This is a genomic window from Dactylosporangium sp. CA-233914, from assembly GCF_050942935.1.
Lineage (GTDB): Bacteria > Actinomycetota > Actinomycetes > Mycobacteriales > Micromonosporaceae > Dactylosporangium.
Genome location: NZ_CP192030.1, coordinates 3,808,718 through 3,831,078, shown reverse-complemented (window position 1 = coordinate 3,831,078; position 22,361 = coordinate 3,808,718). Strand labels below are relative to the sequence as shown.

General features: G+C 68.6%; 18 protein-coding genes and 1 pseudogene. 10 read left to right on the top strand and 9 right to left on the bottom strand.

Annotated features, from left to right (window positions below):
- Positions 1–47: 47 nt before the first annotated feature.
- The 8 genes from ACQPY0_RS17570 (at position 48) to fahA (ending at position 8,185) form a co-directional block, all read left to right on the top strand.
- Positions 48–974, top strand: a complete 927-nt coding sequence (locus ACQPY0_RS17570) for an ABC transporter permease (protein WP_432990072.1) — start codon at positions 48–50, stop codon at positions 972–974.
- A 111-nt stretch (positions 975–1,085) separates the two neighbouring features.
- Positions 1,086–2,231, top strand: coding sequence for a substrate-binding domain-containing protein (locus ACQPY0_RS17565; RefSeq protein ID WP_432990069.1), 1,146 nt, complete (start codon positions 1,086–1,088; stop codon positions 2,229–2,231).
- Between the two features lie 32 nt (positions 2,232–2,263).
- Positions 2,264–2,791 carry a nuclear transport factor 2 family protein gene (locus tag ACQPY0_RS17560; protein WP_432990067.1) on the top strand — a complete coding sequence of 176 codons (528 nt, stop codon included), beginning with the start codon at positions 2,264–2,266 and terminating at the stop codon, positions 2,789–2,791.
- Positions 2,784–4,199, top strand: coding sequence for an FAD-dependent oxidoreductase (locus ACQPY0_RS17555; RefSeq protein ID WP_432990065.1), 1,416 nt, complete (start codon positions 2,784–2,786; stop codon positions 4,197–4,199). Before ACQPY0_RS17560 ends, ACQPY0_RS17555 begins: the two co-directional genes overlap by 8 nt.
- Positions 4,196–4,639: a nuclear transport factor 2 family protein gene (locus ACQPY0_RS17550; RefSeq protein ID WP_432990063.1), complete on the top strand. Its 444-nt coding sequence runs from the start codon at positions 4,196–4,198 to the stop codon at positions 4,637–4,639. Before ACQPY0_RS17555 ends, ACQPY0_RS17550 begins: the two co-directional genes overlap by 4 nt.
- A complete protein-coding gene (locus ACQPY0_RS17545) occupies positions 4,636–5,493 on the top strand; it encodes a hypothetical protein (RefSeq protein ID WP_432990061.1) in 858 nt (285 codons plus the stop codon). The genes ACQPY0_RS17550 and ACQPY0_RS17545 overlap by 4 nt, the downstream gene beginning before the upstream one ends.
- A gap of 23 nt (positions 5,494–5,516) precedes the next feature.
- A complete protein-coding gene (gene hmgA, locus ACQPY0_RS17540) occupies positions 5,517–6,842 on the top strand; it encodes a homogentisate 1,2-dioxygenase (protein WP_432990058.1) in 1,326 nt (441 codons plus the stop codon).
- Positions 6,843–6,949: 107 nt separating this feature from the next.
- Entirely contained in the window at positions 6,950–8,185 is a 1,236-nt protein-coding gene (gene fahA, locus ACQPY0_RS17535) for a fumarylacetoacetase (RefSeq protein ID WP_432990056.1), read from the top strand.
- Between the two features lie 63 nt (positions 8,186–8,248).
- Here the strand turns inward: fahA and ACQPY0_RS17530 are convergent, their stop codons facing one another.
- From ACQPY0_RS17530 to ACQPY0_RS17515, 4 genes and pseudogenes are all read right to left on the bottom strand, one after another.
- Positions 8,249–8,731 (bottom strand): MarR family winged helix-turn-helix transcriptional regulator, encoded by a 483-nt coding sequence (locus tag ACQPY0_RS17530; RefSeq protein ID WP_432995285.1) that lies wholly within the window; start codon positions 8,729–8,731, stop codon positions 8,249–8,251.
- A gap of 53 nt (positions 8,732–8,784) precedes the next feature.
- Positions 8,785–10,263 carry an MFS transporter gene (locus ACQPY0_RS17525; RefSeq protein ID WP_432990054.1) on the bottom strand — a complete coding sequence of 493 codons (1,479 nt, stop codon included), beginning with the start codon at positions 10,261–10,263 and terminating at the stop codon, positions 8,785–8,787.
- A 181-nt stretch (positions 10,264–10,444) separates the two neighbouring features.
- Complete coding sequence (locus tag ACQPY0_RS17520) at positions 10,445–11,464, bottom strand: alpha/beta hydrolase (protein WP_432990051.1); 1,020 nt, start codon at positions 11,462–11,464, stop codon at positions 10,445–10,447.
- Positions 11,465–11,672: 208 nt separating this feature from the next.
- Positions 11,673–11,843 (bottom strand): annotated as a pseudogene (locus ACQPY0_RS17515) (SDR family NAD(P)-dependent oxidoreductase); the annotation flags it as partial.
- A gap of 167 nt (positions 11,844–12,010) precedes the next feature.
- On the opposite strand from ACQPY0_RS17515, the gene ACQPY0_RS17510 reads away from it, so the two are divergent.
- Entirely contained in the window at positions 12,011–12,973 is a 963-nt protein-coding gene (locus ACQPY0_RS17510) for a GlxA family transcriptional regulator (RefSeq protein WP_432990048.1), read from the top strand.
- A 102-nt stretch (positions 12,974–13,075) separates the two neighbouring features.
- Complete coding sequence (locus ACQPY0_RS17505) at positions 13,076–14,113, top strand: LacI family DNA-binding transcriptional regulator (RefSeq protein WP_432990046.1); 1,038 nt, start codon at positions 13,076–13,078, stop codon at positions 14,111–14,113.
- A 72-nt stretch (positions 14,114–14,185) separates the two neighbouring features.
- Here the strand turns inward: ACQPY0_RS17505 and ACQPY0_RS17500 are convergent, their stop codons facing one another.
- The 5 genes from ACQPY0_RS17500 to ACQPY0_RS17480 all read right to left on the bottom strand — a co-directional run bounded on the left by ACQPY0_RS17500 (position 14,186) and on the right by ACQPY0_RS17480 (position 22,352).
- Complete coding sequence (locus ACQPY0_RS17500; RefSeq protein ID WP_432990044.1) at positions 14,186–17,809, bottom strand: discoidin domain-containing protein; 3,624 nt, start codon at positions 17,807–17,809, stop codon at positions 14,186–14,188.
- Positions 17,810–17,909: 100 nt separating this feature from the next.
- Positions 17,910–18,659, bottom strand: a complete 750-nt coding sequence (locus ACQPY0_RS17495) for an MBL fold metallo-hydrolase (protein WP_432990042.1) — start codon at positions 18,657–18,659, stop codon at positions 17,910–17,912.
- Positions 18,660–18,679: 20 nt separating this feature from the next.
- Positions 18,680–20,545, bottom strand: a complete 1,866-nt coding sequence (locus ACQPY0_RS17490) for a dipeptide ABC transporter ATP-binding protein (RefSeq protein ID WP_432990039.1) — start codon at positions 20,543–20,545, stop codon at positions 18,680–18,682.
- A 23-nt stretch (positions 20,546–20,568) separates the two neighbouring features.
- The gene (locus tag ACQPY0_RS17485; RefSeq protein ID WP_432990037.1) at positions 20,569–21,432 is read right to left on the bottom strand and encodes an ABC transporter permease; all 864 of its coding nucleotides are present in this window, start codon (positions 21,430–21,432) and stop codon (positions 20,569–20,571) included.
- A 2-nt stretch (positions 21,433–21,434) separates the two neighbouring features.
- On the bottom strand, positions 21,435–22,352 hold the full coding sequence (locus tag ACQPY0_RS17480; protein WP_432990035.1) for an ABC transporter permease: 918 nt from the start codon (positions 22,350–22,352) through the stop codon (positions 21,435–21,437).
- Between the last annotated feature and the right edge of the window lie 9 nt (positions 22,353–22,361).

The window sequence follows — 22,361 nt, the reverse complement described above, 5'->3', positions numbered from 1 at the left end:
TACGGACTCAGGGCCTGTTCGGGGGCCCTTTCAGTCTCATCTGGATCGTGCTCGCAGTGCTCTTCGCGGTGAGCGTGTTGGTGCCCGGTGGCCTCACGAAGGTGTCCCTGCTCTCCATGCTTCCGTTCGCAGCGATCCTGGCGATCGCCGCAGCCGGGCAGACGCTGGTCGTTCAGCAGCGTGGGGTCGACTTCTCCGTTGCCGGCGTGATCGCCCTCTCGACGGTGATCGTCAGCAAATACCCGGGTGGCGACGGCGGCAAGGCCGTTCCGGCGATCCTGATCGCGCTGGCAGCCGGCGCGGCGGCCGGAATGCTGAACGGATTCGCCGTCACTCGCCTCCACATCACGCCACTGATCGCGACCCTCGGCGTCAACGCGCTGCTCCTCGGGGCGACGCGGACCTACTCGAACGGCTCCCTCTCCAAGGTTCCGTCCGGACTCAACCACATCTTCGTCGACGACACGCTGAAGGTGCCGAACACAGTCTGGTTGGCCGTCGCCTCCATCGCCGTGATGGCACTGCTGCTGAAGCGTTCGACCTTCGGTCGGCGACTCGAGGCGATCGGTGCCAACCCACGCGCTGCGGCTGCGTCGGGGTTGCGGGTCGACCGTCATGTGGTGCTGGTCTACGCACTCGGTGGCCTGTGCTACGCACTCGCAGGCACAGTGCTCGCCGCATACGTCGAGACCCCGAGCCTGATCTCCGGAGATCGCTACCTGCTCTCCACGGTCGCAGCGGTCGTGATCGGCGGGACCGCGCTCACCGGGGGACGGGCAAGCGTGGTTGCGTCGGCAGGTGCAGCGCTCTTCCTCTCCCAGCTCGATCAGTTCGTCGTCGCCCTCGGTGCACCGAACTCCGTCCAGCTGCTGCTCCAGAGCCTTGCGCTAGCACTCGCGGTGGGAGTGAGACAGGTGAGCGGCCGTCTGCCCTGGGGCGGACTGAGGCGCTCGGAGCGCGCTGTCTCCGGCTGACCAACCGGATTCGTTCACGACCGGACGGTGCCGCAACCGAAGCGGTCACGACCTCGAGATCTTGGCAACACAACGCACGTCCTTCAACCCGAAAAACCGGAGGTATCTACCATGCTCGCACCAACGACAGGGGCGGCCCGTCTGCGTGGCGCAGTCGCGCTCGCCATCGCGACAGGCCTTGCCGCGGCCACACTTTCTGCCTGCGGGGCTCCGCCAGAGCCGGAGTCGTCGTCCGGTAGCGGCGACAGCACGGCCTCGGCCTCGGCCTCGGCCTCGAAGAACATCACGGACTACTGCGGCAAGAAGGACCTGAAACTCGCCTATGTGGACGGCTTCGGCGGAAACGGCTGGCGCAAGACGGTCAGGAAGCAGCTCGAGCTCGAGGCGGCCAAGTGCTCCAACATCTCCAAGGTCAGCTACTTCGATGCCAACGGGGATCCGCAGAAGTACGCGTCGCTGATCAACAGCGCTGTCGCGCAGGGGTTCGGCGCGATCGTCACGTTCAACGACTTCGGCTCCTCGGCCCTGACGGCGCTGCGCAGCGCCTACAAGGCCGGCGTCGCAGTGGTCCCGTTCACCGCTGATCCTGGCGGCCAGGCCGGTGTCGACTACACCGCGTTCATCAAGCCCGACCAGCAGTTCGTCGGCGAGACCTGGTCGGCCTGGATGAACAAGGCGCTCAAGGGCAAGGGCGGCATCGTGATGCTGGGCGGAACCCCGGGCAACACCTCGAGCCTGGGTTGGATCACTGCCTACAAGGCGGCGGCGAGCGCATATCCTGGGGTCACCCTGCTCGAGAAGGACCCAGTGACCACAAACTGGGACGTGGCCGGCACCCAGAAGGCGACGGCCGGCGTCCTGAGCTCGCACTCGAATGTGAACGGGCTCCTGACCGACTACTTCGGCACCGTCAGCGCACTGGTCCGCAGTTACGAGGCAGCGGGTCTCCCGCTCGTGCCGATGGCCGGCATGAGCAGCAGCAACGAGCTCGGTTGTCTCTACCAGCAGGTCAAGGCGAAGAATCCCGACTTCCAGTTGCTGTCGCTCGACGGCTCGACCAACGCGGTTCTGCCTGCGTTACGCAAGGCCGTCGCGGCCGCTGAGGGGATTCCGAACAACGAGCCGACCACCTTCCGGCTCGAGGTCTTCATCGACACCCTCGACGGCAAGATGCCACGCTGCGAGCCGACGCTCCCGCCCGATGCGGACCTCTCCGCCGATCTCAGTCTGGACCAGCTCAAGGAGGTCTTCAACTGATCCCGGCTCAGTCAAACAAGGAGTCACCGATCATGGAACAGGCGATTCGCGACCTGTTGGACAAGCAAGAGATCTCCGAGGTCCTCTTCCGCTACGCACGTGCCGTCGACCGGAAGGACTTCGGCCAGGTCGCGCAGTGCTACTTCGACGACGCCGTTGATGAGCACGGCCGCTACTGCGGGCCCATCGACGGCCTCGTCCAGGACATGGTGCACCGTCACCAGACCATCGACTCCTCGCTGCACTACATCACCAACATCTTGATCGATCTCCACGGAGACTCCGCCGAAGTCGAGTCGTACTGCCTCTGCTATCTGCGGCAGCGGCCGGAGGAGGCGGGACGCGAGCAGGAGCTGAGCACGATCAAATGCCGGTACGTCGACCGGTTCGAGAGGCGTGACGGTCGCTGGGGCATCGCGCACCGCAAGGTCGTTTTCGACGAGGTGCAGAACAGTTCGATCAGCAACGCCCTGCCGGACTCGTGGATCCATGCCGTACGCGGACCTGAGGATCCGGTGTTCGAGTCGTCTCGATCCCAGGAGGTTGCCGGCGGTGAGTGACACCTGGGACGTCGTGGTTGTCGGCGGTGGCGGTGCTGGACTCGCGGCTGCGGTGTCCGCAGCCGAGAACGGACGGCGTGTGATCGTCTTCGAGTCACAGGGGGCCCTCGGCGGTAGCACGATGGAGTCCGCCGGAATGATCACGGCCGCGGGTACATCGGTCCAGGCTGCCCTCGGGGTGGCCGACAGCCCGCGCGAGCACTTCCGGCACTACATGGACCTCAACCAGTGGAAGCTCAAGCCTGGCCTGGTACGTCGCTTCTGCGAGCAGGCCGGCCCGACGTTCGAGTGGATGCTCGGGATGGGCCTGCAGGTGCCGACGCGCTTGTCGCACAATGCGCACTCGCCGGGACTTGTTCGCGCCGGCGTCGAGGACATCTGGCGAGGACACGTTCCGGAGGACCAGGGCTACGCGCTCGTTCAGGTCCTCGAGCGTCGTGCGCGAGAACTCGGGGTGGACATCATCCTGCACGCCCCGGTGGAGAACTTGCGCACGCAGGAGGGCGCGGTCGTCGGCGTGACGGTCGACGGGGAGCCGGTCGATGCAGACGGTGTCGTCATCGCGTCCGGTGGCTTCGCGGCCAACCGTGACCTCGTGCGCCGTCACTACCCTGCCGGGTTGGTCGCGCACGACTCGGGCTTCGTCGCCGCGGCCCCTGGTGCGCTCGGCGATCATCTCAGGTTCGCCCATGATGCTGGTGCCGCAACGACCGGCGACGGCTGGGGGCTGCTGCTCATCACCGCCAGCTTCCAGCGGTACCACCACTGGCGAGCAGGCTTCCCGCCGGTGTCGCGGCTCTACGTCTCCCCGGCCGGCACCCGCTTCATGGACGAGGATGCGTCCTACGCAGTGGCCGAAGGCCTGTTCGCGCAGATCGGCGGATACGCCTGGGCGATCTTCGACAGCAGGGCGCTGCATGGCCTGCCGCCCGGCGGTGCGGACTGGTGTGAGCGGGGTGTTCAGCAGGCCGTCGACCGCGGTGAGGCGTACCTTGCCCCCACCCTCGACGAACTCGCTGGCAAGATCGGCGTCGCTGCGGCGCTGCTCACGGCAACCGTCGATGGTTGGAACCGCACGATCCCGCACGGCGAGGATCCCGTCTTCCTGCGCCACGAGAGCCTGACCGCCAAGGGGATCGACCCGGCCTCCGTGGACCCGATCGAGGCCCCGCCGTTCTACGCGGTACGCATGATCCCCGGTGAACTGGTGTGCACCCATGCCGGGATCGAGATCGACGGCGACGGTCGCGCCCTTGCCCTTGACGGCGCGCCCGTTCCGGGGCTGTTCGCGGCCGGTGAGGCCGGGGCCGGAATTCTCGGTGAGCGGTACATCGGTGGGGGGAACTCGATCGCGAACGCTCTCACGATGGGTCGGCTCGCGGGTGCGGCCGCCGCGGGGCGTCGATGATCGGGTCGAAGCGTGTTCGTGACGAGCTGGCGGTACGTCAGCTCTATGCACGCCAAGCTCAGGCGATCGACGGCGGACAGGCCGAAGCGTGGGCCCGCACGTTCACGGTGGATGGTGAGTTTCGCTCGGAGACCTATCCAGCTCCAGTGATTGGTTGGCACGATCTGGCGGAGTTCGCCCGGGACTTTACGCGTGCGGCTGCCCTCCAGGGAGAGGTGCATCGCCACTGGATGAACGCGCTGGCATTCGAGCACATCGATCGCAAGACCGCACGTGCGAAGTTCTACCTCGCAGTTCTGGCGGCGGACTCGTCCAGTTCCCGGATCCTGCGGCATGTACTCGTGGACGACGAGCTCGCTCGGGACCGGCGCGGCTGGCTGGTCCGCATTCGAATCGTGCGTGCTGACCGCCCTGTCGTGGTGGGTGGGGGGCCGCGATGAGCAGTGGCGGTTCCTACTCGACCCTGGCCGAGGCGCTGGTCGATGACGCAGGTCTGTTTCCACCGGAGCAGCTCGACATGGAGTCCGCGGTCGCGCGGCATCGCCGGGACTTGGCTGGTGGTGACACGATCCTGACGCATCGGTTCGTATGTCCGGTGCCTCGACTCACCGAGATGGGCCAGTACGTGCGGCCCGGGGAGCGGTTCCAGGTGATCGCGCTCGCCTCGGGCCTGCGTGAACTGGACGAGCTCCGCTCGTCAGCGGTGCAGGAGCGGGATGACCGGCTCAAGATCGTCTCGGTCGAAACCGCCCTCCCGACGCAACCGTCGCAGTGGCCGGCCGTGCTGCAGAGCGTGTCGCGCCTGAAGCCGTTGCGGTCGGTGAACGTGGAGGTTCCTCTTGGACCCGGCCTGACCGCCGCGCTCGACCTGATCGCCGAGCGGGGCCTGGACGCGAAGGTCAGGTGCGGGGGTGTGCGTCCCGACCTCTTCCCGTCGCCCGCCCAGCTGGCCAGTTTCATCGAGGCAGCGATCGAGCGCGGCATTACATTCAAAGCAACCGCCGGACTCCACCACGCGATCGGCTACATCGACGCGGCGACAGGCTTCCGGCACTACGGCTTCCTGAACCTGCTCCTCGCCGTGGCGCGCGCGCAGGCGGGAGGGACCGTCGACCAACTCGTCGACGATCTCCTCAGTCAGGACCGCGATGAGATGCGCTCCCGAGTGGCGGCACTCGCCGAGGCGGAGGTGGCGGCGGCACGCACGTCGTTCACGTCCTTCGGCAGTTGCAGCACGTCCGACCCGGTGAGTGACCTCGCACAGCTGCGCCTTCTCCCCCGTGCCCGACTTTGACCGACCACAAAGGACCTTCACGCATGTACATGTCAGGTTTCGGCAACGGATTCGAGACGGAGGCGTTGTCCGGAGCGCTGCCGATCGGGCGCAACTCGCCCCAGCGGTGCGCCTACGGACTTTACGCCGAGCAGCTCAGCGGTTCGCCGTTCACGGCCCCGCGCGCAAGCAATGAGCGCTCGTGGCTCTACCGGATTCGGCCGAGCGTCGCCCACTGGGGCCGATTCGAGCCAGTGTCCACGCAGCCCGGGTCGCCGACCGAGAGCGTGGCGTTGTGGCGCTCGGCGCCCGACGACGCGCCCATGGTCCCGTTGGCCCAGATGCGCTGGAACCCGCACCCGATTCCGGACGCGAGCATCGAGGGGACGACGTTTATCACCGGGATACGCACCATGACCACCGGCGGGGACGTGAGCACCCAGACCGGATTCGCGAACAGCATCTACACGATCACCACGTCGATGGTGGACGAGTACTTCTACAACGGCGACGCCGAGATGCTGTTCGTCCTCGAGCACGGAAACGTTCGCTTCTGGACGGAGTTCGGCGTGATCGACGCCGAACCGGGTGAGATCGTCGTGGTACCGCGCGGCGTCAAGATGCGTGTCGAGGTACCCGCCGGTCCGGCCCGCGGATACTTGTGCGAGAACTACGGCGGGGCCTTCACCCTCCCGGAGCGCGGTCCCATCGGGGCGAACTGCCTTGCCAACCCACGCGACTTCCTCACACCGGTGGCCGCGTACGAGGACCGAGAGGTCCCGTCGACGCTGTTCGTCAAGTGGGGCGGCTCGATGTGGCAGGCCGGTCTGGGCCACTCGCCACTTGACGTCGTCGCCTGGCACGGCAACTACGCGCCGTACAAGTACGACCTTCGGCGGTTTTCGCCAGTCGGCCCCCTGCTCTTCGACCACGCGGATCCGTCGATCTTTACTGTTCTCACCTCGCCGAGCGAGACCCCCGGCACCGCGAACGTCGACTTCGTGTGCTTCCCCGACCGCTGGATGGTGGCCGAGGACACCTTCCGTCCGCCCTGGTACCACATGAACATCATGAGCGAGTTCATGGGGCTGATCTACGGCGTCTACGACGCCAAGCCGGACGGCTTCCTATCCGGCGGTGTCAGCCTGCACAACTGCATGATGCCGCACGGTCCGGACGCGAACGCTTTCGAGAGCGCGAGCACCGCGGACCTCGAGCCCGTGAAGCAGGAAGGCACGATGGCGTTCATGTTCGAGACGCGGTTCCCGCAGCGGGTGACGGCGTACGCGGCCGGTAGCCCGCGGCTCCAGCAGGACTACGCGGAGTGCTGGTCGGGACTGCAGAAGCGCTTCGACCCGGAGCGCCCGTGACTGCGACGACCCGGCCGGCCCTGGACGCCACCCACGACCCCGACCTCGTCAGCTGGGTCGGCTCCGCCCGCGACAGTGACTTCTCGCTGCAGAACCTTCCGCTCGGGGTGGTCCGGCCGCGCGGCGACGCTTCGGCTCCGGCAGGCGGAGTGGTCCGGATCGGTGACGCGGTGCTGCCGCTCGGTCCACTTGCCGAGTCTGGTCTGTTGCCTGCAGAAGCCCGCGCCGCGGCCGAGGCGGGCTCGGGCGACACGTTGAACGAGCTGTTCGCGCTCGGCGCCGGCCCGCGCCGCGCCCTTCGAGCCGCTCTTCACGACCTGCTCGTGCAGGGCTCGCCCCACCAGGCCGTGGTCGCGGAGCTGCTGGCCCCGGTCGATGACATCGCGGTACTGCTGCCGGCCAGCATCGGTGACTACACGGACTTCTACGTCGGCTATCACCACGCGATGAATGTCGGTAAGCAGTTCCGGCCGGACAACCCGCTGTCGCCGAACTACCGGTGGGTCCCGATCGGTTACCACGGACGCGCTTCCAGTGTCCGGGTCAGCGGCACCGAGGTCGTGCGACCGAGCGGGCAGGCGCTTCCTCAGGGTGTCTCCAGGCCGGTGTTCGGGCCTACGGCAAAGCTCGATTACGAGCTGGAACTGGGTGTGTGGATCGGTCCGTCGAGCCGGCTCGGTGAACCGATCGCGATCGACGAAGCCGAGTCGCACATCGCCGGGTTCTGCCTCCTGAACGACTGGTCGGCGCGGGACATCCAGTCCTGGGAATACCAGCCGTTGGGCCCGTTCCTCGCGAAGAACTTCGGTTCGACGGTCTCCCCGTGGGTGGTCACGCCCGAGGCGCTGCTGCCCTACCGCGTTCCGCCGATGCAGCGGTCCTCGGAGGAGCCTGCGCCGCTTCCGCACCTCGATAGTCCGGGCCACCGCCAGACGGGCGGCATCGACCTCGAGCTCGAGGTGAGCATCACGAGCACCCGCATGCGCGAGGCCCGCCTGCCGCCGCAAGTCCTCGCTCGTTCCAGTACCCGGCACATGTACTGGAGCGTTGCGCAGATGGTGACCCACCACACCAGCAACGGTTGTGACCTGCGCAGTGGTGACCTCCTCGGGACCGGGACTCTCTCCGGCCCGCAGCCCGGCACCGAGGGGAGCCTCCTCGAGCTCACACACGGTGGTTCCACCCCGGTGTCGCTCCCCACTGGCGAGCAGCGGACCTTCCTCGAGGACGGTGACGAGATCACCATGACCGCCCGAGCCCGGCGCGCCGGTCGTCCGAGCATCGGGTTCGGTCAGTGCGTCTCGCGGATCGCTCCGGCCCGTCATACGAACCAGAAGGCGTAATCGTGAACGGACGTACGCACCCGAGACGAGGACCTTGACGACCACCCTGCCGGACCGGCGGCCTCATGGATTCATGCAGGAGGGGATCTGTTCCGCATCAGCGTTGCGGGGAAGCGCCTTTCCGATCAGCTGCAGCAGGCGCTGTTGTTCCCGCGGTGTGAGACCTCCCAGCGGGGATCGCTCGACGATTTCCCGCACCAGGCATGCCCTTGTCTCGACGCCCTGGGGCGTCAGCACGACGACCTTGCTCCGGCGATCGCGCGGGCCGGTCTCCCGGGCCGCGAGTCCGGCATGTTCCAGCTTGGCGACGAGAAACGTCACGGTCGACGGATCGCAGTACAGCATCTCCGCGATTTCTTTCATGGTGGGAGGGTGCCCGCGCGGGTCGATCTGCCACAGCACGTTCGCCAGGGCCTCGGTGAGATCCAGACGGCGCAGGACGTCGCCGATCGCGCCGAAGGTCGCCACCGACAGCGCCAGCACCCGGTCGACGAGGTCGTAAATCCGGGTCTCCTCGTCACCGGGAGGCTGGCTGTCCGTCGGCATCACCGCTCCATCTTACGTTGGAACCTTTGATTGTCAAAGCTTCTTACGTGGTGTCACATGTGGACGGCCGCATTGTTGTCGATGCTGAGGGCGCCGCGGCGATACAGCACGGCGGTGAGGACGGCACCCAGGAGGAACAGCAACGCGGACCACATGAACGCCGTACGGTAGCTCTCCAGGGTGGCCAGGCCCAGCTGAAGCGGATCGGAGGGATCGTGGGTGGCCAGATAGTCGGTCGCCGCAGCGGTCGCCAGGGTGGTGAGCAGTGCCGTGCCGATGGAGCCGCCGATCTGCATGGTGGTGTTCACGGTCGCCGAGGCCACCCCGGCGTCGTGCTCCCCCACGCCGTGGGTTCCCAGGCTCATGGCCGGCGCCATGACGCCGCCGATCCCGAGGCCGGTGAGGATCAGCGCGGGCAACACGTTCGCGACGTACGTGCTGTCTTCGTCGAGCAGTGTGAACCACGCCATGCCGGTCGCGGCGACAACCATGGCCACACTGACGGCGACCTTCGGCCCGATGCGGGGCAGTAGGACGCTTGTCGACAACGCCGACGCCACGATCAGCGCGACCATCATGGGCATGAAGGCCAGGCCGGTGCGCACCGGCGTGAAGTGCAAATTCTGCTGAAGGTAGAACGTCAGGAACAGGAACACCGCGAACATCGCCGCGCTGACGATGGTTATCGACAGCAACGACGCTGCGCGCCCACGGTCGGCGAGCACGCGAAGCGGGAGCAACGGGTTCCGCGCACGGCGCTGCCGGCCGACGAACGCGGCGAGCAACGCCGCTCCGGCAACCAGGAAGCCCCACGTGGAGACGTCCGACCACGACTCCTCCTGAGCACGGGTGAGCCCGAACACGACGGCGAACAGGCCCGCCGCCGACAGCGCCGCGCCGGGAAGGTCGAGCCGGATGCTGCGGTCACGGCCCGTGCGCGGCAGCAGCAACGCGCCACCGGCGATTGCCACAGCGGCGAAACCCAAATTGACGTAAAGGGTCCAGCGCCAGTCCAGGTACTCGGTCAGCACGCCCCCGAGCAGCAGGCCGATGGCGCTGCCCGATCCGGCGACCGCGCCAAAGATGCTGAACGCCCTCGTCCGGTCTGTGCCCTCGGCGAAAATCGTGGTCAGCAGGGCGAGCGCGGCGGGCGCCAGCAATGCACCGAAGACGCCCTGCGCCGCACGGGCGGTCACCAGCAGTTCGAATGAGGTGGCGGCGCCACCGATCGCGGAGGCGGCAGCGAACCCGGCGAGCCCGATCAGGAAGACCAGGCGCCGACCGAGCATGTCCGCCACGCGCCCTCCGGCCAGCAGGAGGCTGCCGAAGGCGAGGGCGTACGCCGTGATGACCCATTGCCGTTCCCCGTCACTGAAGCGCAGCTCGGCCTGGGCGGACGGCAGCGCGATGTTCACGATCGTGGCGTCGAGAACCACCATCAGCTGAGCGGTCGCGATGATCGCGAGCATCCACCAGCGCCGCGTCGCGGATGCGTGCTGCGGCGGGGCCGCGCGGAGGTCGACGCCTGTCATACCTGCTCCTTCTTGGCTGAGCCCGGGAGACTACTTGGATGATCCAAGCATTGGACTGGCACGTCGTGAAAGTCAAGATTGGATAATCCAAGTAATCTTTCTCACCCTCAGGTTGACCCTGGGCCTCGGTACCTCGCGTTCGCCGGCATGGCTTCAGTCCGGGCGGGCAGTGAACCGTGACTCAGGCCCGCAATTCGGCGCGGATCGTTTCCGCGACAGCCGCAGCGGCGGCGTGGAAGCGGGCGCTGAGCGCAAAGAAGCTCAGGTAGCCGTGGATGAGGTCTTCCTCGCGGTGCAGGGCCACGGCCGCGCCGAGCGCGCGGAGCATGGTGGCGTACGACTCGCCTTCGTCGCGCAGCGGATCGAAGCCGGCCGTCCAGATCGAGGCCGGTGCGATTGCCGAGCCGGGCGTGCCGAGCAGCGGTGACAGGTGCGGATCGGTGCGCTCGGCGGCGCCGGCGTACTGATGCTGGAACCAGTCGACCTCGCGGTCGGTCAGCATGAAGCCCTCCGCGAAGAGCTCCCTCGACGGGTGGCGGCGGGTGAAGTCGGTGGCGGGGTAGAACAGGAACTGGTGCGCCGGTTGCGGTCCGGCCGTGTGCGAGGTGACCTGTGCGAGAACGGCGGCAAGGTTGGCGCCGGCGCTGTCGCCGCCGACCGCGATGCGGGCGGGATCGACGCCGAGGGTGGCGATGTTGGCGTGGGCGTACGCGAAGGCCTCGAGAGCGTCGTCGACCGCGGCGGGGAACGGGTGCTCCGGCGCCAGGCGGTAACCGACGGACAGGACCTTCACGCGGGCACGGTCCGCGAGGAACCGGGTGAGGGAGTCGTGGGTCGCCGGGCTGCCGATGACCCATCCGCCGCCGTGGAAATAGACCAGCAGGGGTGCGGCGCTGTCCGCTCCAGCGGGTGTGTAGAGGGTCGCCGGAAGCGTGCCGATGGTGAGCTCGTGGGTGGTGACGGTGGTTCGCGGGCCGGCCAGCACGTGCCGTCCGTCGTGCAGGGCCTGGCGTGACTGCTCGGGCGAGTCGTTGACGACGAGACTGAGACCGGTGCGGGCGCTCATCACGGTCAGGAGTTGGGCGTCGAGGGCCAGCCGCTGCCCGTCCCGGATGATCGCCGCTCCGGCCATCCGCTGCTTGGCCGCCGCGGGGAGGCGGAACATCAAGTGCATGACGGCCCGCTGGATGCGGGTTTTCATCGGGTGAGCGTCGTTGCGAGTTGCCACAGGTCCTTCCCGAGGTCAGGTGAGTAGAGCCGATCGTTACCGGGCGCGGGCCTGGTGTGGATGTGGTAGCCGCCGGCCACGGGCACGTCGCGGCCGGCGAGTCGATGAACGGCCGCGCGACCTTCGCCACCTCGTCGGCGAGCGCCCGCACCGCCTGCAACGAAGCCAGGTCGGCCGCGATGAACGTGGCCTGTCCGGCGGCCCCGGCGGCGTTGAGGCGCTCGACGGCGAGCTCACCACGCGCTGCGTCACGGCCAACGACGGTCACCGTGTACCCGGCCTTGGCCAGGCCCACTGCGATCTCCAGACCGATTCCGCCGGTCCCGGCAGTCACGACGGCACGCGGCGTCATCCGACGGACGCCTGACGCCGGATGGCGATGATCGCGACCAGGACATGCAGGCTCAACAGCACTTTCGTCACGGTGCTCGAAGGTAGGCGCCAGCCGGTCCACGAGAAAGTGGCGTGAATGCCACGTGCCAACGGATTTCAGCCAACGCGATCCTATACTTGGCCGCCATGCACATCGTCGCCGTTCTGGCGTTGGAGGGCGTCGTACCCTTCGACCTCGCAGCCCCGCTCGAAGTCTTCGGGCGGGTTCGGCTGGAGGACGGCAGCAACCCGTATGAGATGCGGGTGTGCTCGCCGGGGACTGGGCGGATCAATGCCGGACCATTCGCCATCGAAACGTCGTGGGGGCTGGACGCGCTCGAGAGCGCCGACACCATCATTCTGCCGGGTTGTGCTGATGTGGCCGCGCCGATCGACAAGGAGGTGATAAGAAGCCTGCGGGCGGCGGCGGCTCGGGGCGCCCGGATCGCTTCTGTCTGTTCGGGAGCCTTCATCCTGGCCGCGACCGGTCTTCTCGACGGTATGCGCGCCACCACTCACTGGATCGCAGCCGATCTGCTGGCGAGCCGGCACCCCGAGATCGAGGTCGACCCGGGGGTACTCTACATTGACAACGGTCAGTTGGCGACGTCCGCCGGAGCCGCCGCCGGGCTCGACCTCTGCCTGCACCTGATCCGTCGCGACCATGGCTCAGCGGTGGCGGCAACTGCCGCCAAGCTCTCCGTCATGCCGCTGGAGCGTGAAGGCGGGCAGGCGCAGTTCATCGTGCACGAGCGGCCGCCAGCGCCGCGTGGCTCCACCATGGAGCCGCTGCTGCGATGGCTCGAGGAATCGGCCGCTGCCGAGCTCACGACCGGGCAGATCGCAGCTCACGCGGGGATGAGCATGCGCACCCTCAACCGGCGATTCCGCGAGCAGACCGGCACGACGCCGCTGCGGTGGCTGCACGGTGCGCGGGTGCGCCGGGCGCAGTATCTGCTCGAGACGACCGGCGATACGGTGGACCGGATAGCTGACCAGGTCGGCTTCGGGTCACCGACGGCGTTCCGGGACCGCTTCAAGCGCATCGTTGGCATCAGCCCGCAGGCTTATCGGCATGCCTTCCGTTCGGGCGAACCTGTGGGTCGCTGACCCGTCGAACCCGCCGCGTATCGAAAGCGAACCGCAAAACCCGGATGCCGGCGCTCTCTCGGTATTGTTGATCCATGGTGACTGATCGACGGTGGCCCTGAGGTGGCTGCGCGGACCCCGGCGCGGGGCGGGGGCCGGCCGACGCTCGTCGCGGTGGCCCAGCGGGCCGGCGTGAGCCTCAAAACGGCGTCGCGGGCGCTCAACGGCGAGCCGAACGTCGCGCCTACGACGCGGGAGAAGGTCCAGCAGGCGGCGCGCGACCTCGGGTTCCGGCTCAATGCTGTCGCGGCGGACCTCGCGCGGGGCGGTGCGTCGAATCTTGTCGGGTTCATCACCGGGGACCTCGCGAACCCCTTCTACTCGGCGGTCGCGAGCGGCATCGAGTGCGAGCTGCGGCGCCACCGGAGGCAGCTGATCATCGCCAGCTCCGGCGAGGATCCGCAGCGCGAGCGCGCGCTCACGGCCGAGCTGGTCGGGCGCCGGGTCGCCGCGCTGATCGTGACGCCGGTCGGGCAGGACCATGGAGACCTCGCGCGCGAGGTGGAGGCAGGCCTGCCCGTCGTCCTCATCGACCGGCCGGCGCCCGGCGTCGAGGCGGACACGGTGGTCATGGACAACCGTGGCGGCGTGCGCGCCGCCGTCGAGCACTTGCTCGCGGGGGGCCACCGGCGGATTGGGCTCGTCGGGGACGAGTCGCATCTGTGGACGTTCCAGGAGCGGCGCGACGAGTTCATCGAGACGCTCGCGCGCGGCGGGATCGCGGACGCCGAGCGGTACGTGCGCGCGGGCGCGCACGACGCCGCGCTTGCTCGCCAGTTCGTCGGGGAGTTGCTCGCCGACGAACCGGCGCCCACCGCGCTGCTCACGGCCAACAACGTCATCACCGTCGGGGCGCTGCACGCCCTTCGTGACCGCGCCGCGACGACGCCGGGGCTCCGGGTCGCGCTCATCGGATTCGACGACTTCGAACTTGCGGACCTGCTCAGCGTCACGGTCGTGGGCTACGACGCGCACGAGCTCGGCCGCCAGGCGGCGGCGCTGGCGGTCACCCGCCTCCAGGACCCGAGCCTCCCGCCGCGCACCGTCGTCGTGCCGACGCGGCTGGTCACCCGCGGAACCGGGGAGTTTCACGCGGGCTGAGCCAAGCCGGAGTCGGCGGGCAACAGTGGCCGCGGTCGGCGACCGCAGCCACTGTTCTCGCGCTCGGTGGCGTTATGCGCCCGGACCCACCTCCAGTGTGCTGAGCCCGGCCTCGCCCCGATGCCACGTGGTGGTCACGGCGACGTACCGCGCTGTGGCGCCCACCTTGACCGAGCCCTGCTGCTTGCATGCGCCGACCTTGCCGACGTCGGTGAACGTCAGGCCGTCGTCGCTGACCGACACGGTCGCCACCGGTGCCCGCGCCCCGTTCCAGGTCAGCCTGACCGTGCCGATCGCGGCGGACCGCCCCAGATCGACGACCATGCGCCCGTCCGGTCCGGGAACCCAGGCCGTACCCGGGTTGCCGTCGACGGCGAGGGACGGCGACGTCATGCCCTGCGGAAGCACGGATGCCGGGAAGGTCTCGGTGCCGAGCGCGAGGTCCGCGACCGGGTACGGGTGGGCGGAGCGGTAGGACACCGTCTTGACCATGCCTGTGGGCGGCAGGCCGGCGCCCTGCACCTCCCCGGTCTCGAGGTTGCGCAGCAGCACCGAGCGCACGGTGCCGTGGGAGGAGACGTGGATGGTGCGCGCGTCGTTGACCACGGCGGTCAGTCCGGCCGGGGCCGTCCCCTTACCCGGCGTCGCCGCGGTGGCCCGCGGGGCGAGCACGACGGCCGAGCCCGGGCGGAGCGTCACGTCCAGCACAGAGGACGTCGCCCCTACGCGCTGAGTGCCGGCATACAGCGACACAGCACCGCCGTCGTGCGGGACCGTGACCGCCGTGGTGGCCTCGGCGCCGGAGAGGTTGAAGACGACAAGGAAGCCGTGGACGAGCGCGGCCTGTGTGGCGGGGTTCGACGTCGTCGGCTCGGGCCGCGCAGACTGCGCGGCCGTCGCGGCGGCGTTGCCCGGCACCATCTCGATCAGGCGCGGCCCCTGGCCGCCGTCGGCGAGGCGGATCACCTGCTGGGTATCGCTCGCGCGGGAGACGGTGATCGGGGCGTCGGAGCCGCGGACGACGAACCCGCCCTTGTCCTCGACGGAGATCCACCCGCCGTCCGACTTGAGCGCGCGGTACCCGGTCTCCCGGTGCCGCGCGACGTCTTGCCAGGTGACGCCGTCCATCGAGGTCTGGACAATGTACTCCTGTCCTGCCGCGGACTCCCAGCCGAGCTGCACCTGCGACAGCGCGGTGGGCCCGCCGAGGTCGACCTGGATCCATGAGTCGCCCCGGAGGCGGTCTGCCTTGGACACGGCCCAGCGCGTGGTCGGGCTGCCGTCGGTGACGGCGCTCGCGGGGAACCCGGTGTCGGCGCTCGACGCCGTCACCGGGCGCCTGGCCGCGACGTCGGTGCCGCCGGGCTCGAACGCCCGGAAGTGGTACAGCGAGTAGCCGTACTGGGCGTTGCCCCGCACCCCCTGCATCCGCACGTAGCGCGCCGTGACCGGCGCCGGTGCCGTCTGCCCGGGCGGGGTCAGGTCCAGGGTGTCGAGTCGCGCGACGTTTACGTCCGCCGGGGCGTTGCCGTAGGCCGCGGCCGTGCGCCAGGTCTGCCCGTCGTCGGAGACCTGGACCAGATAACGGGCGCCGGCCGCCGACTCCCACGCGACGCGGACCGAGCCCAGCTGGGTGGGGGCTCCCAGGTCGACCTGGAGCCAGGAGTCCGGCCGGGTGCGCTCGGCGACCGAGACGGCCCAGCGGGTCGACGGGTTGCCGTCAGTAACACCGGCAGCCGCGTGCCCGTTCGCGACGTCCTCACTCGACGCCGTCACCGGCCTACCGGCCGCGACATCGGTGGGCGTCGTCGACCCGCCGGGGCCGTACGCGTGCAGCGAGTACATGGAGTAGCCGTACTTGGCGTTGCCCTGCTGACCGAGCACGCGCACGTACCGGGCGGTGGTGGGCGCGTCGAACGTGAGGTCGTCCACGCGGGCGGCGTTCGCGTCGGCCGGGTCGGCGGGGATCTTGGCCGGCGGGGCGACCGTGGTGGTGCCCTCGGCTGTCGTGTAGCTCCGCGAGCCGTCGAGCCCGAACGCGCCGCCCATGTCGAGGTTGCGGACCGAGACGATGCCGTCATCGGCTCCGGCGCCCGTGGAGGCGTAGACCGCCACGCCCGTAGGCAGCGTCGCCTGCCCCGCGTAGCCGGACCCGACCTGGAAGACCGACGCCGTGCCGTCGAACCCGTCGCGCGGCTGGGTGTACGTCGTGACGTCGCGGGAGCCGACCTTCGCGCCCGTCGACGGGTACAGGAACGGCGTCGCGCCCGAGACCTGGAACAGCCACGAGTCGTGGCCGGGCACCCACGGGAACTTGACGTACCCCGGCTTGCTGAGGGCGGCTGCCCACGCCGTCGGGGTCTGCTGCATGACGATCCCCGCGCCCACGCCGAAGTCGCGCACGCCCGCGGCGGCGGAGCGGGCCTGCGCGTCGGTCAGGGGCCGCACGGGCCCGGCGGCCGACTTGCCTGCGTAGTCGTGCAGCAGGTAGGAGATCGCGATCTCCGCGCGCGCCTCGGGCTCGTACTTCGCCTCGCCGGAGAACTTCGCCAGCCGGTTCACCGGCGCGTACGCCTGGTAGGCGGCCAGGCCCGCGGCCAGGTGCTTCTCGGCGGTCACCGCCTCGGGGCGGCGCAGTACCTGGCCGACGAACGCCAGCGGGATCACGTCGCGGCCGTAGAGGAACTCGCGGTCGGCCAGCATCGGCATGAAGGGCTCGCCCTGCGCCGACATATCGAGCTGGAGCGAGTTCCACAGCTCGGCCGAATTGGGCTGGTTCAGCAGGATCTCGGGCACGGGCCGGCCGTTGAGGATGAACTGGATGGAGTTACGGCCGCCCGAACGCCAGATGTCCGACTGGTAGTGCGGCGAGTACGCCCCGTGATTCTCCACGAGATAGGTGTCGCTGATGTTGTGCATCGTGTTGCTCGAGATCGGCGCTCCGCCCACCCGAGCCGGATTGTTGCGGTCCGCGGTTGGCTGCCCGGCCGCGTTCCGGGCCCAGGTGTTCAGCTGGTCGGCCCAGCGCCCCGCATCGGGGTCGTCGGGCGCCCACGCGACGCCCGGGGCCAGCGCCTGCGTGTACACGCCGGACTCCTCCAGCGCCGTGTCTCCCTGGTAGGCGCCCTCGGGCCACCGCGCGTCCCAGCTGCCCGACAGCGGATCCTGCGCGAAGTTCAGGTCAGCGGTGTACTTCGCCTGGCCGGTGGCGATGGTCTTGAGGTTCGCCTGCGTGACGGGGTCCAACTCGTCCCACAGCAGCCGGCCCGCGTCGAGGAAGTACGACTCGAACGTCGAGTCCCAGAAGAGCCTCTTGCCCCACGTGCCGTTCGCCCGGACGAGGCGGTTGTCCGCGGCGAACTTCTTGATCGTGGCCAGTGTTCGCGTGCGCAGCACGTCCTTGCTCACGCCCGCGAGGTCGGCGTCGTAGTTGCCGTGCGTGAGCAGGACGGCGTTGCCCAGGACGACGGCGAAGTTGTAGTCCGTCAGCTGGTACGCGCCAGCTGCCGGGTCCCACACCGTCTCGACCCACCGGGTGTGGCGCAGCAGCGCCGCGTAGTAGTCGGCGGCGATGGCGTCTGGGGCACCGAAGGCGGGGGTGTCGGAAGCGACCGCGTCCGGGGGGACGAGCGCGGCGGTCACGACGAGCGCCACGGACGCGGCGGACGTCGCAAGGGCGGATAACAGACGGCGCATATGTTGCCCTTTCAAGTGCTTCGTGCACAAGTGGAGGAATGACAGCGCTGTCAGCACAGTACCAGCCGAGCCGCTGGTCGCGACGCTCTGCATTACCGTGTCATCGGAGCGCCTTGCTGCTGAGATAGCGGCCGGCCAGCGCCGCCATACGTTCGGCGCCGAACGCCGGTCCGTGCCCCGGCAGGACCAGGGACGGTTCCAGCTCGCTCAATCGGCTCATCGACTCCAGATACTGCGCGATGTCCGACCCGTGGAGCCGGTCCAGCAAGGTTCCCTCGTAGAGCACGTCACCGGTCAACAGCATCCGAGTCTCCTGCACCATCAGCGCGATACTGCCCGGTGTGTGTCCAGGCAGGTGGAGCACCTCGAGGGTGAGATCGCCAAGATCGACCCGCTCGCCGTCGCTCAGCGATCTGGTCGGCGTGACGGGACGCAGCTCGTAGTCCTTGACGAGCCAGTCGGCCGCGGGGGCCGCTGTCACCATCACCTCGGGCATCGACGCCGCCGCGCCGTCCATGCCCAGAATTCGCATGAGCTCGGCGCCCACGAGAGAGCCCTGACCATGACGCCAGGGCTGCTCGGCCGGATGCGCCCAGACCTGACTGAACTCGTGGGCGGAACCCATGTGGTCGAGGTGGCTGTGGCTGAGCACCGCTACCGGTTCGGCCAGCCCGAGATGTTCCACGACGAACGCGCGCATCGACGCGACGCCCAGACCGCAGTCGAAGAGCACGGTGCGACGGGCCCCCCTGACCAGCCACGAGTTCGCACGCAGGAACGGATGCACATGGGGCTCTTCGATCAGCGTCACGACCTCATCGATGTCGGTGGCGCGGAACCAGTCCTCCACCACCGGCAGTCGCCCCGTTGTCATGCCGGCCCGCTGCCGGCCGTGGGCTCGGTGAGCCATCCGGCGTCGCCCCGCGGGGCCGACGCAAGCAGCTTCGCGGTGTACGGGTCCTTGGGTGCGTCGATGACTCGATCGGTCGGTCCCGACTCGACCACGCGGCCACGATGCATCACGTACACCCGCTCGGTCACCTGCCGAACCACGGCCAGGTCGTGGGTGATGAAGACGTAGCCGATGCCGCGCTCGTCGCGGAGCCGACCGAGCAGGTTGAGGACCTGCGCCTGCACGGAGACGTCGAGCGCGGACACCGACTCGTCGCAGATGAGCAGCCGCGGCCGAGTGGCCAGTGCCCTGGCAATGGCGACCCGCTGCCGCATACCGCCGGAGAGTCCACCGGGACGGCGCTGCGCGACGTTCGGTTCCAGACCGACCTCATCCAGCAGGCGGGCCACTTCCTTGTCGGCGTCAACGGTTTCGGGTCGGTGCGTGAGCACGGCTTCCCGCAGGGTCCAGCCGACGGTTCGCATCGGGTTGAGGCTCGAGTACGGGTCCTGGAACACGATCTGGACGGTGCTGCGGATGCGTTGACGGTCCGCCCGCTTGACCCGCTGCCAACTCGTGACCTCGATCCCGTCGATCACGATGGAGCCCCCGGTCGGCTCTTCGAGTCCGACGAGCATCCGCGCGAGGCTCGTCTTGCCCGACCCGGACTCGCCGACGATGCCGATGCTCTCGTTGGCCCTGACCTCGATGGAGACGTCGTCACAGGCTTTGACACCGGTGCCGTACACCTTCGACAGAGCGCGGACCGCGACGACGGGCTTTCCGGCGGCTGGTTCGACCGGTGGGTGCGGTTGCTCGATCTCGCGACGCTGGTCCTGCATCTCGGGCCGGATGGCAAGGATTCGCAGGCACGCGGACTCGCGGCCCGGCTCTACCTCGACCAATGCCGGCGCTGCCTGCCCGCAGGCCGCCTCGGCCCAGGTGCAGCGGGGGCCGAACACGCAGCCATGCGGGATCGTGTCCGGGCTCGGAACCGATCCGGCGATCGACACGAGCTTGTGCAGGCGCCGATCGATGGGCGGCTCCGAGAGCAGCAGCGCCTGACTGTAGGGGTGAAGTGGTGCCGTGTCGAGCTGGTCCGCCGGCCCCTGCTCGAGCACGCTTCCCGCGTACAGCACGTATGCGCGGTCACACATCGAGAACGCCACCCGCAGGTCATGGGTGATCAGGATGAGTCCCATCCCGCGGGCGGCCTGGATCCGCTTGATGAGCGCGAGAATGTCCCGCTGAGTCGTGACGTCAAGGGCAGTGGAAGGCTCGTCCGCGATGAGTAGCCGAGGATCTCGGGCCAACGCCGCCGCGATGCCCACGCGCTGCCTCATGCCGCCGGAGAGCTGGAACGGATAGCGATCGGCGACGCTCGGATCGGTGATGCCCACCTCTGCCAACCGGCGCACGGCCTCCTCACGGCCCTGACGCCGGGTCCGGTGCCGTTCGGGTTGCAGCGACTCCGCGACGATGTCGCCACAGCGCATGATCGGGTTCAGCATCGTGAACGGGTCCTGCATGATCAGGCCGATCTCGGTGCCTCGAACCGATCGACGCCACTCGCGTTCGGAAAGTCCGAGAAGTTCGCTGCCATCGAGTTCAACGCTGCCGGTCGCACGCAGCCCACGGGGAAGCAGGCCCGCGATGGCACGAGCGGTGACCGACTTTCCGCTGCCGGACTCACCGACGATGCCGATGGCCTCACCGGAGCCGACGGTGAGGTTGACCGACGAAACGATCGCCTGCACGCTCTCGCCGGAACGCCGCTGCACCGTGAGGTCCTTCACCGCGAGCAACGGTGCCTGCGACGACGTCGCCTTGATCGAAGTGTTCACGCCACCCACACCCTTCGCCGCCCTCAACGCGACATGCCTCGGTTCGACATGCGCTCGTAGATCCAGTCGCCCACCAGGTTCATCGCCGTCGCGGTCAGTGCCAGCATGAGACCCGGTGCGAGCGCGGCCAGAGGTTGGCTGAAGAGCAGGCTCTCGTTCTCGGCGAGCATCAAGCCCCAGTCGGGCGTGCCGGGCGCGACCCCCAGCCCCAGGAAGGAGAGCGCGGCAAGGACGCCGACAGAACTCGCGAAGACGAGAAAGGTATTGGCCACAGCGGTGGCGGACACGTTCGGCCAGATGTGGTGCACCATGATGCGCCGGTCCGAGACGCCCAGGACCTTGGCGGACTCCACATATGGCCGCGGCACCTGCTCCAGCGTCGCTCCGCGAATCACGCGCGTGTCGAAGGGCGCCGTGAGCGCGATCATCAGGCCCACTGCCAGCCAGTAGCTCGCTCCGACCGCGGACGCCACGACGATCAGGACCAACAACGTCGGGATGGACCACATGAAGTCCGCCCAGCGCATGATCACCGCATCCACGCGGCCGCCACGATACCCGGAGACCAGGCCGAGCACGTTGCCGATGATCATGGAACCGAGGGCGATGAGCAGGGGCCCGATGAACGCCGAGCGCGCGCCGACGATCAACCGCGAGAATGTGTCGCGTCCGAGCACGTCGGTGCCCAGCAGATGCGCGCTCGACGGCCCGGCGTTGATGTCGGCGAGGTCCTGCGCGGCTGGGTCCTGGGGCGCGAGAAGAGGTCCGAACAGCACCAGCAGGACGACGATGCCGATGACCACGATCGAGACCGTCACGATGGTGAGCCTCGGTCGGCGGCGCTTGCGCGTAGGCCCGGAGCCGAGTTCCGTGCGCTGCAGGTTCATGCTCAGGCTCCCACCCGGATTCTCGGATCCACCAGCATGTAGACCAGATCAGTCACCAACGCCGTCAGCATGATGACTGTCGCGGTCAGCAACGTGACGCCTTGGATGACCGGCAGGTCCTTGGCCGTCGCCGACTGGACCAGCAGCTGTCCGAGACCCTGCACGGAGAAGATCACCTCAATGAGGACGGCACCGATGATCAGCCCGGAGAAGATCAGCCCGCTGATGGTGATGACCGGGATCAGGGCGTTCTTCAACGCGTAGGAGAACAGCACGCGGCGATACGCCAGGCCACGAGCTTTCGCGAACATGATGTAGTCCTGGTCGAGGACTCCGATCAGCGCTGACCTCGTGTGCTTGACGACGAAGGCGCATCCGCCGAGGGCGAGCGCCAGGGCCGGGAGAGTCAGGTGCCACAGACCGTCGAGGAAGCCTTCCCCCTTGCCGAACGCGGGGAACCAGCCCAGGCGGACGGCGAAGAGGTACAAGAGGAACACGGCCAGCACGAAGGTGGGCGTCGACAGCGCGACCACGACGCCGGCGACCGTACCGCGGTCAACCGCTGATCCTTGCTTCAGCGCGGCGAGGATCCCCAGACCGACTCCGAGGACCAGGGTGAGCACGAATGCGTACAGACCCAGCAGGAGCGTGGTCGTAGCACGAGAACCGATCTCGTCGGTCACGGGCAGGGAGGTCTGGATGGAACTGCCGAAGTCCAGCCGCACGGCGTTGCCGAGCCAGTGCCAGTACTGCTGCAGAAACGGCTCATCCAAGTGATAGCGCTCAGTGAGGGCGGCGACGGCCTCGGGCGTGCGCGGATGGGGACCCAGCAGAGCGTCGATCGGGCTGCCGGGCGCCAGGTGGATGAGCGAGAAGACGGCGAACGAGATCACCAGGAGCAGCAGCACCAGAACGGCCAACCGGCGAAC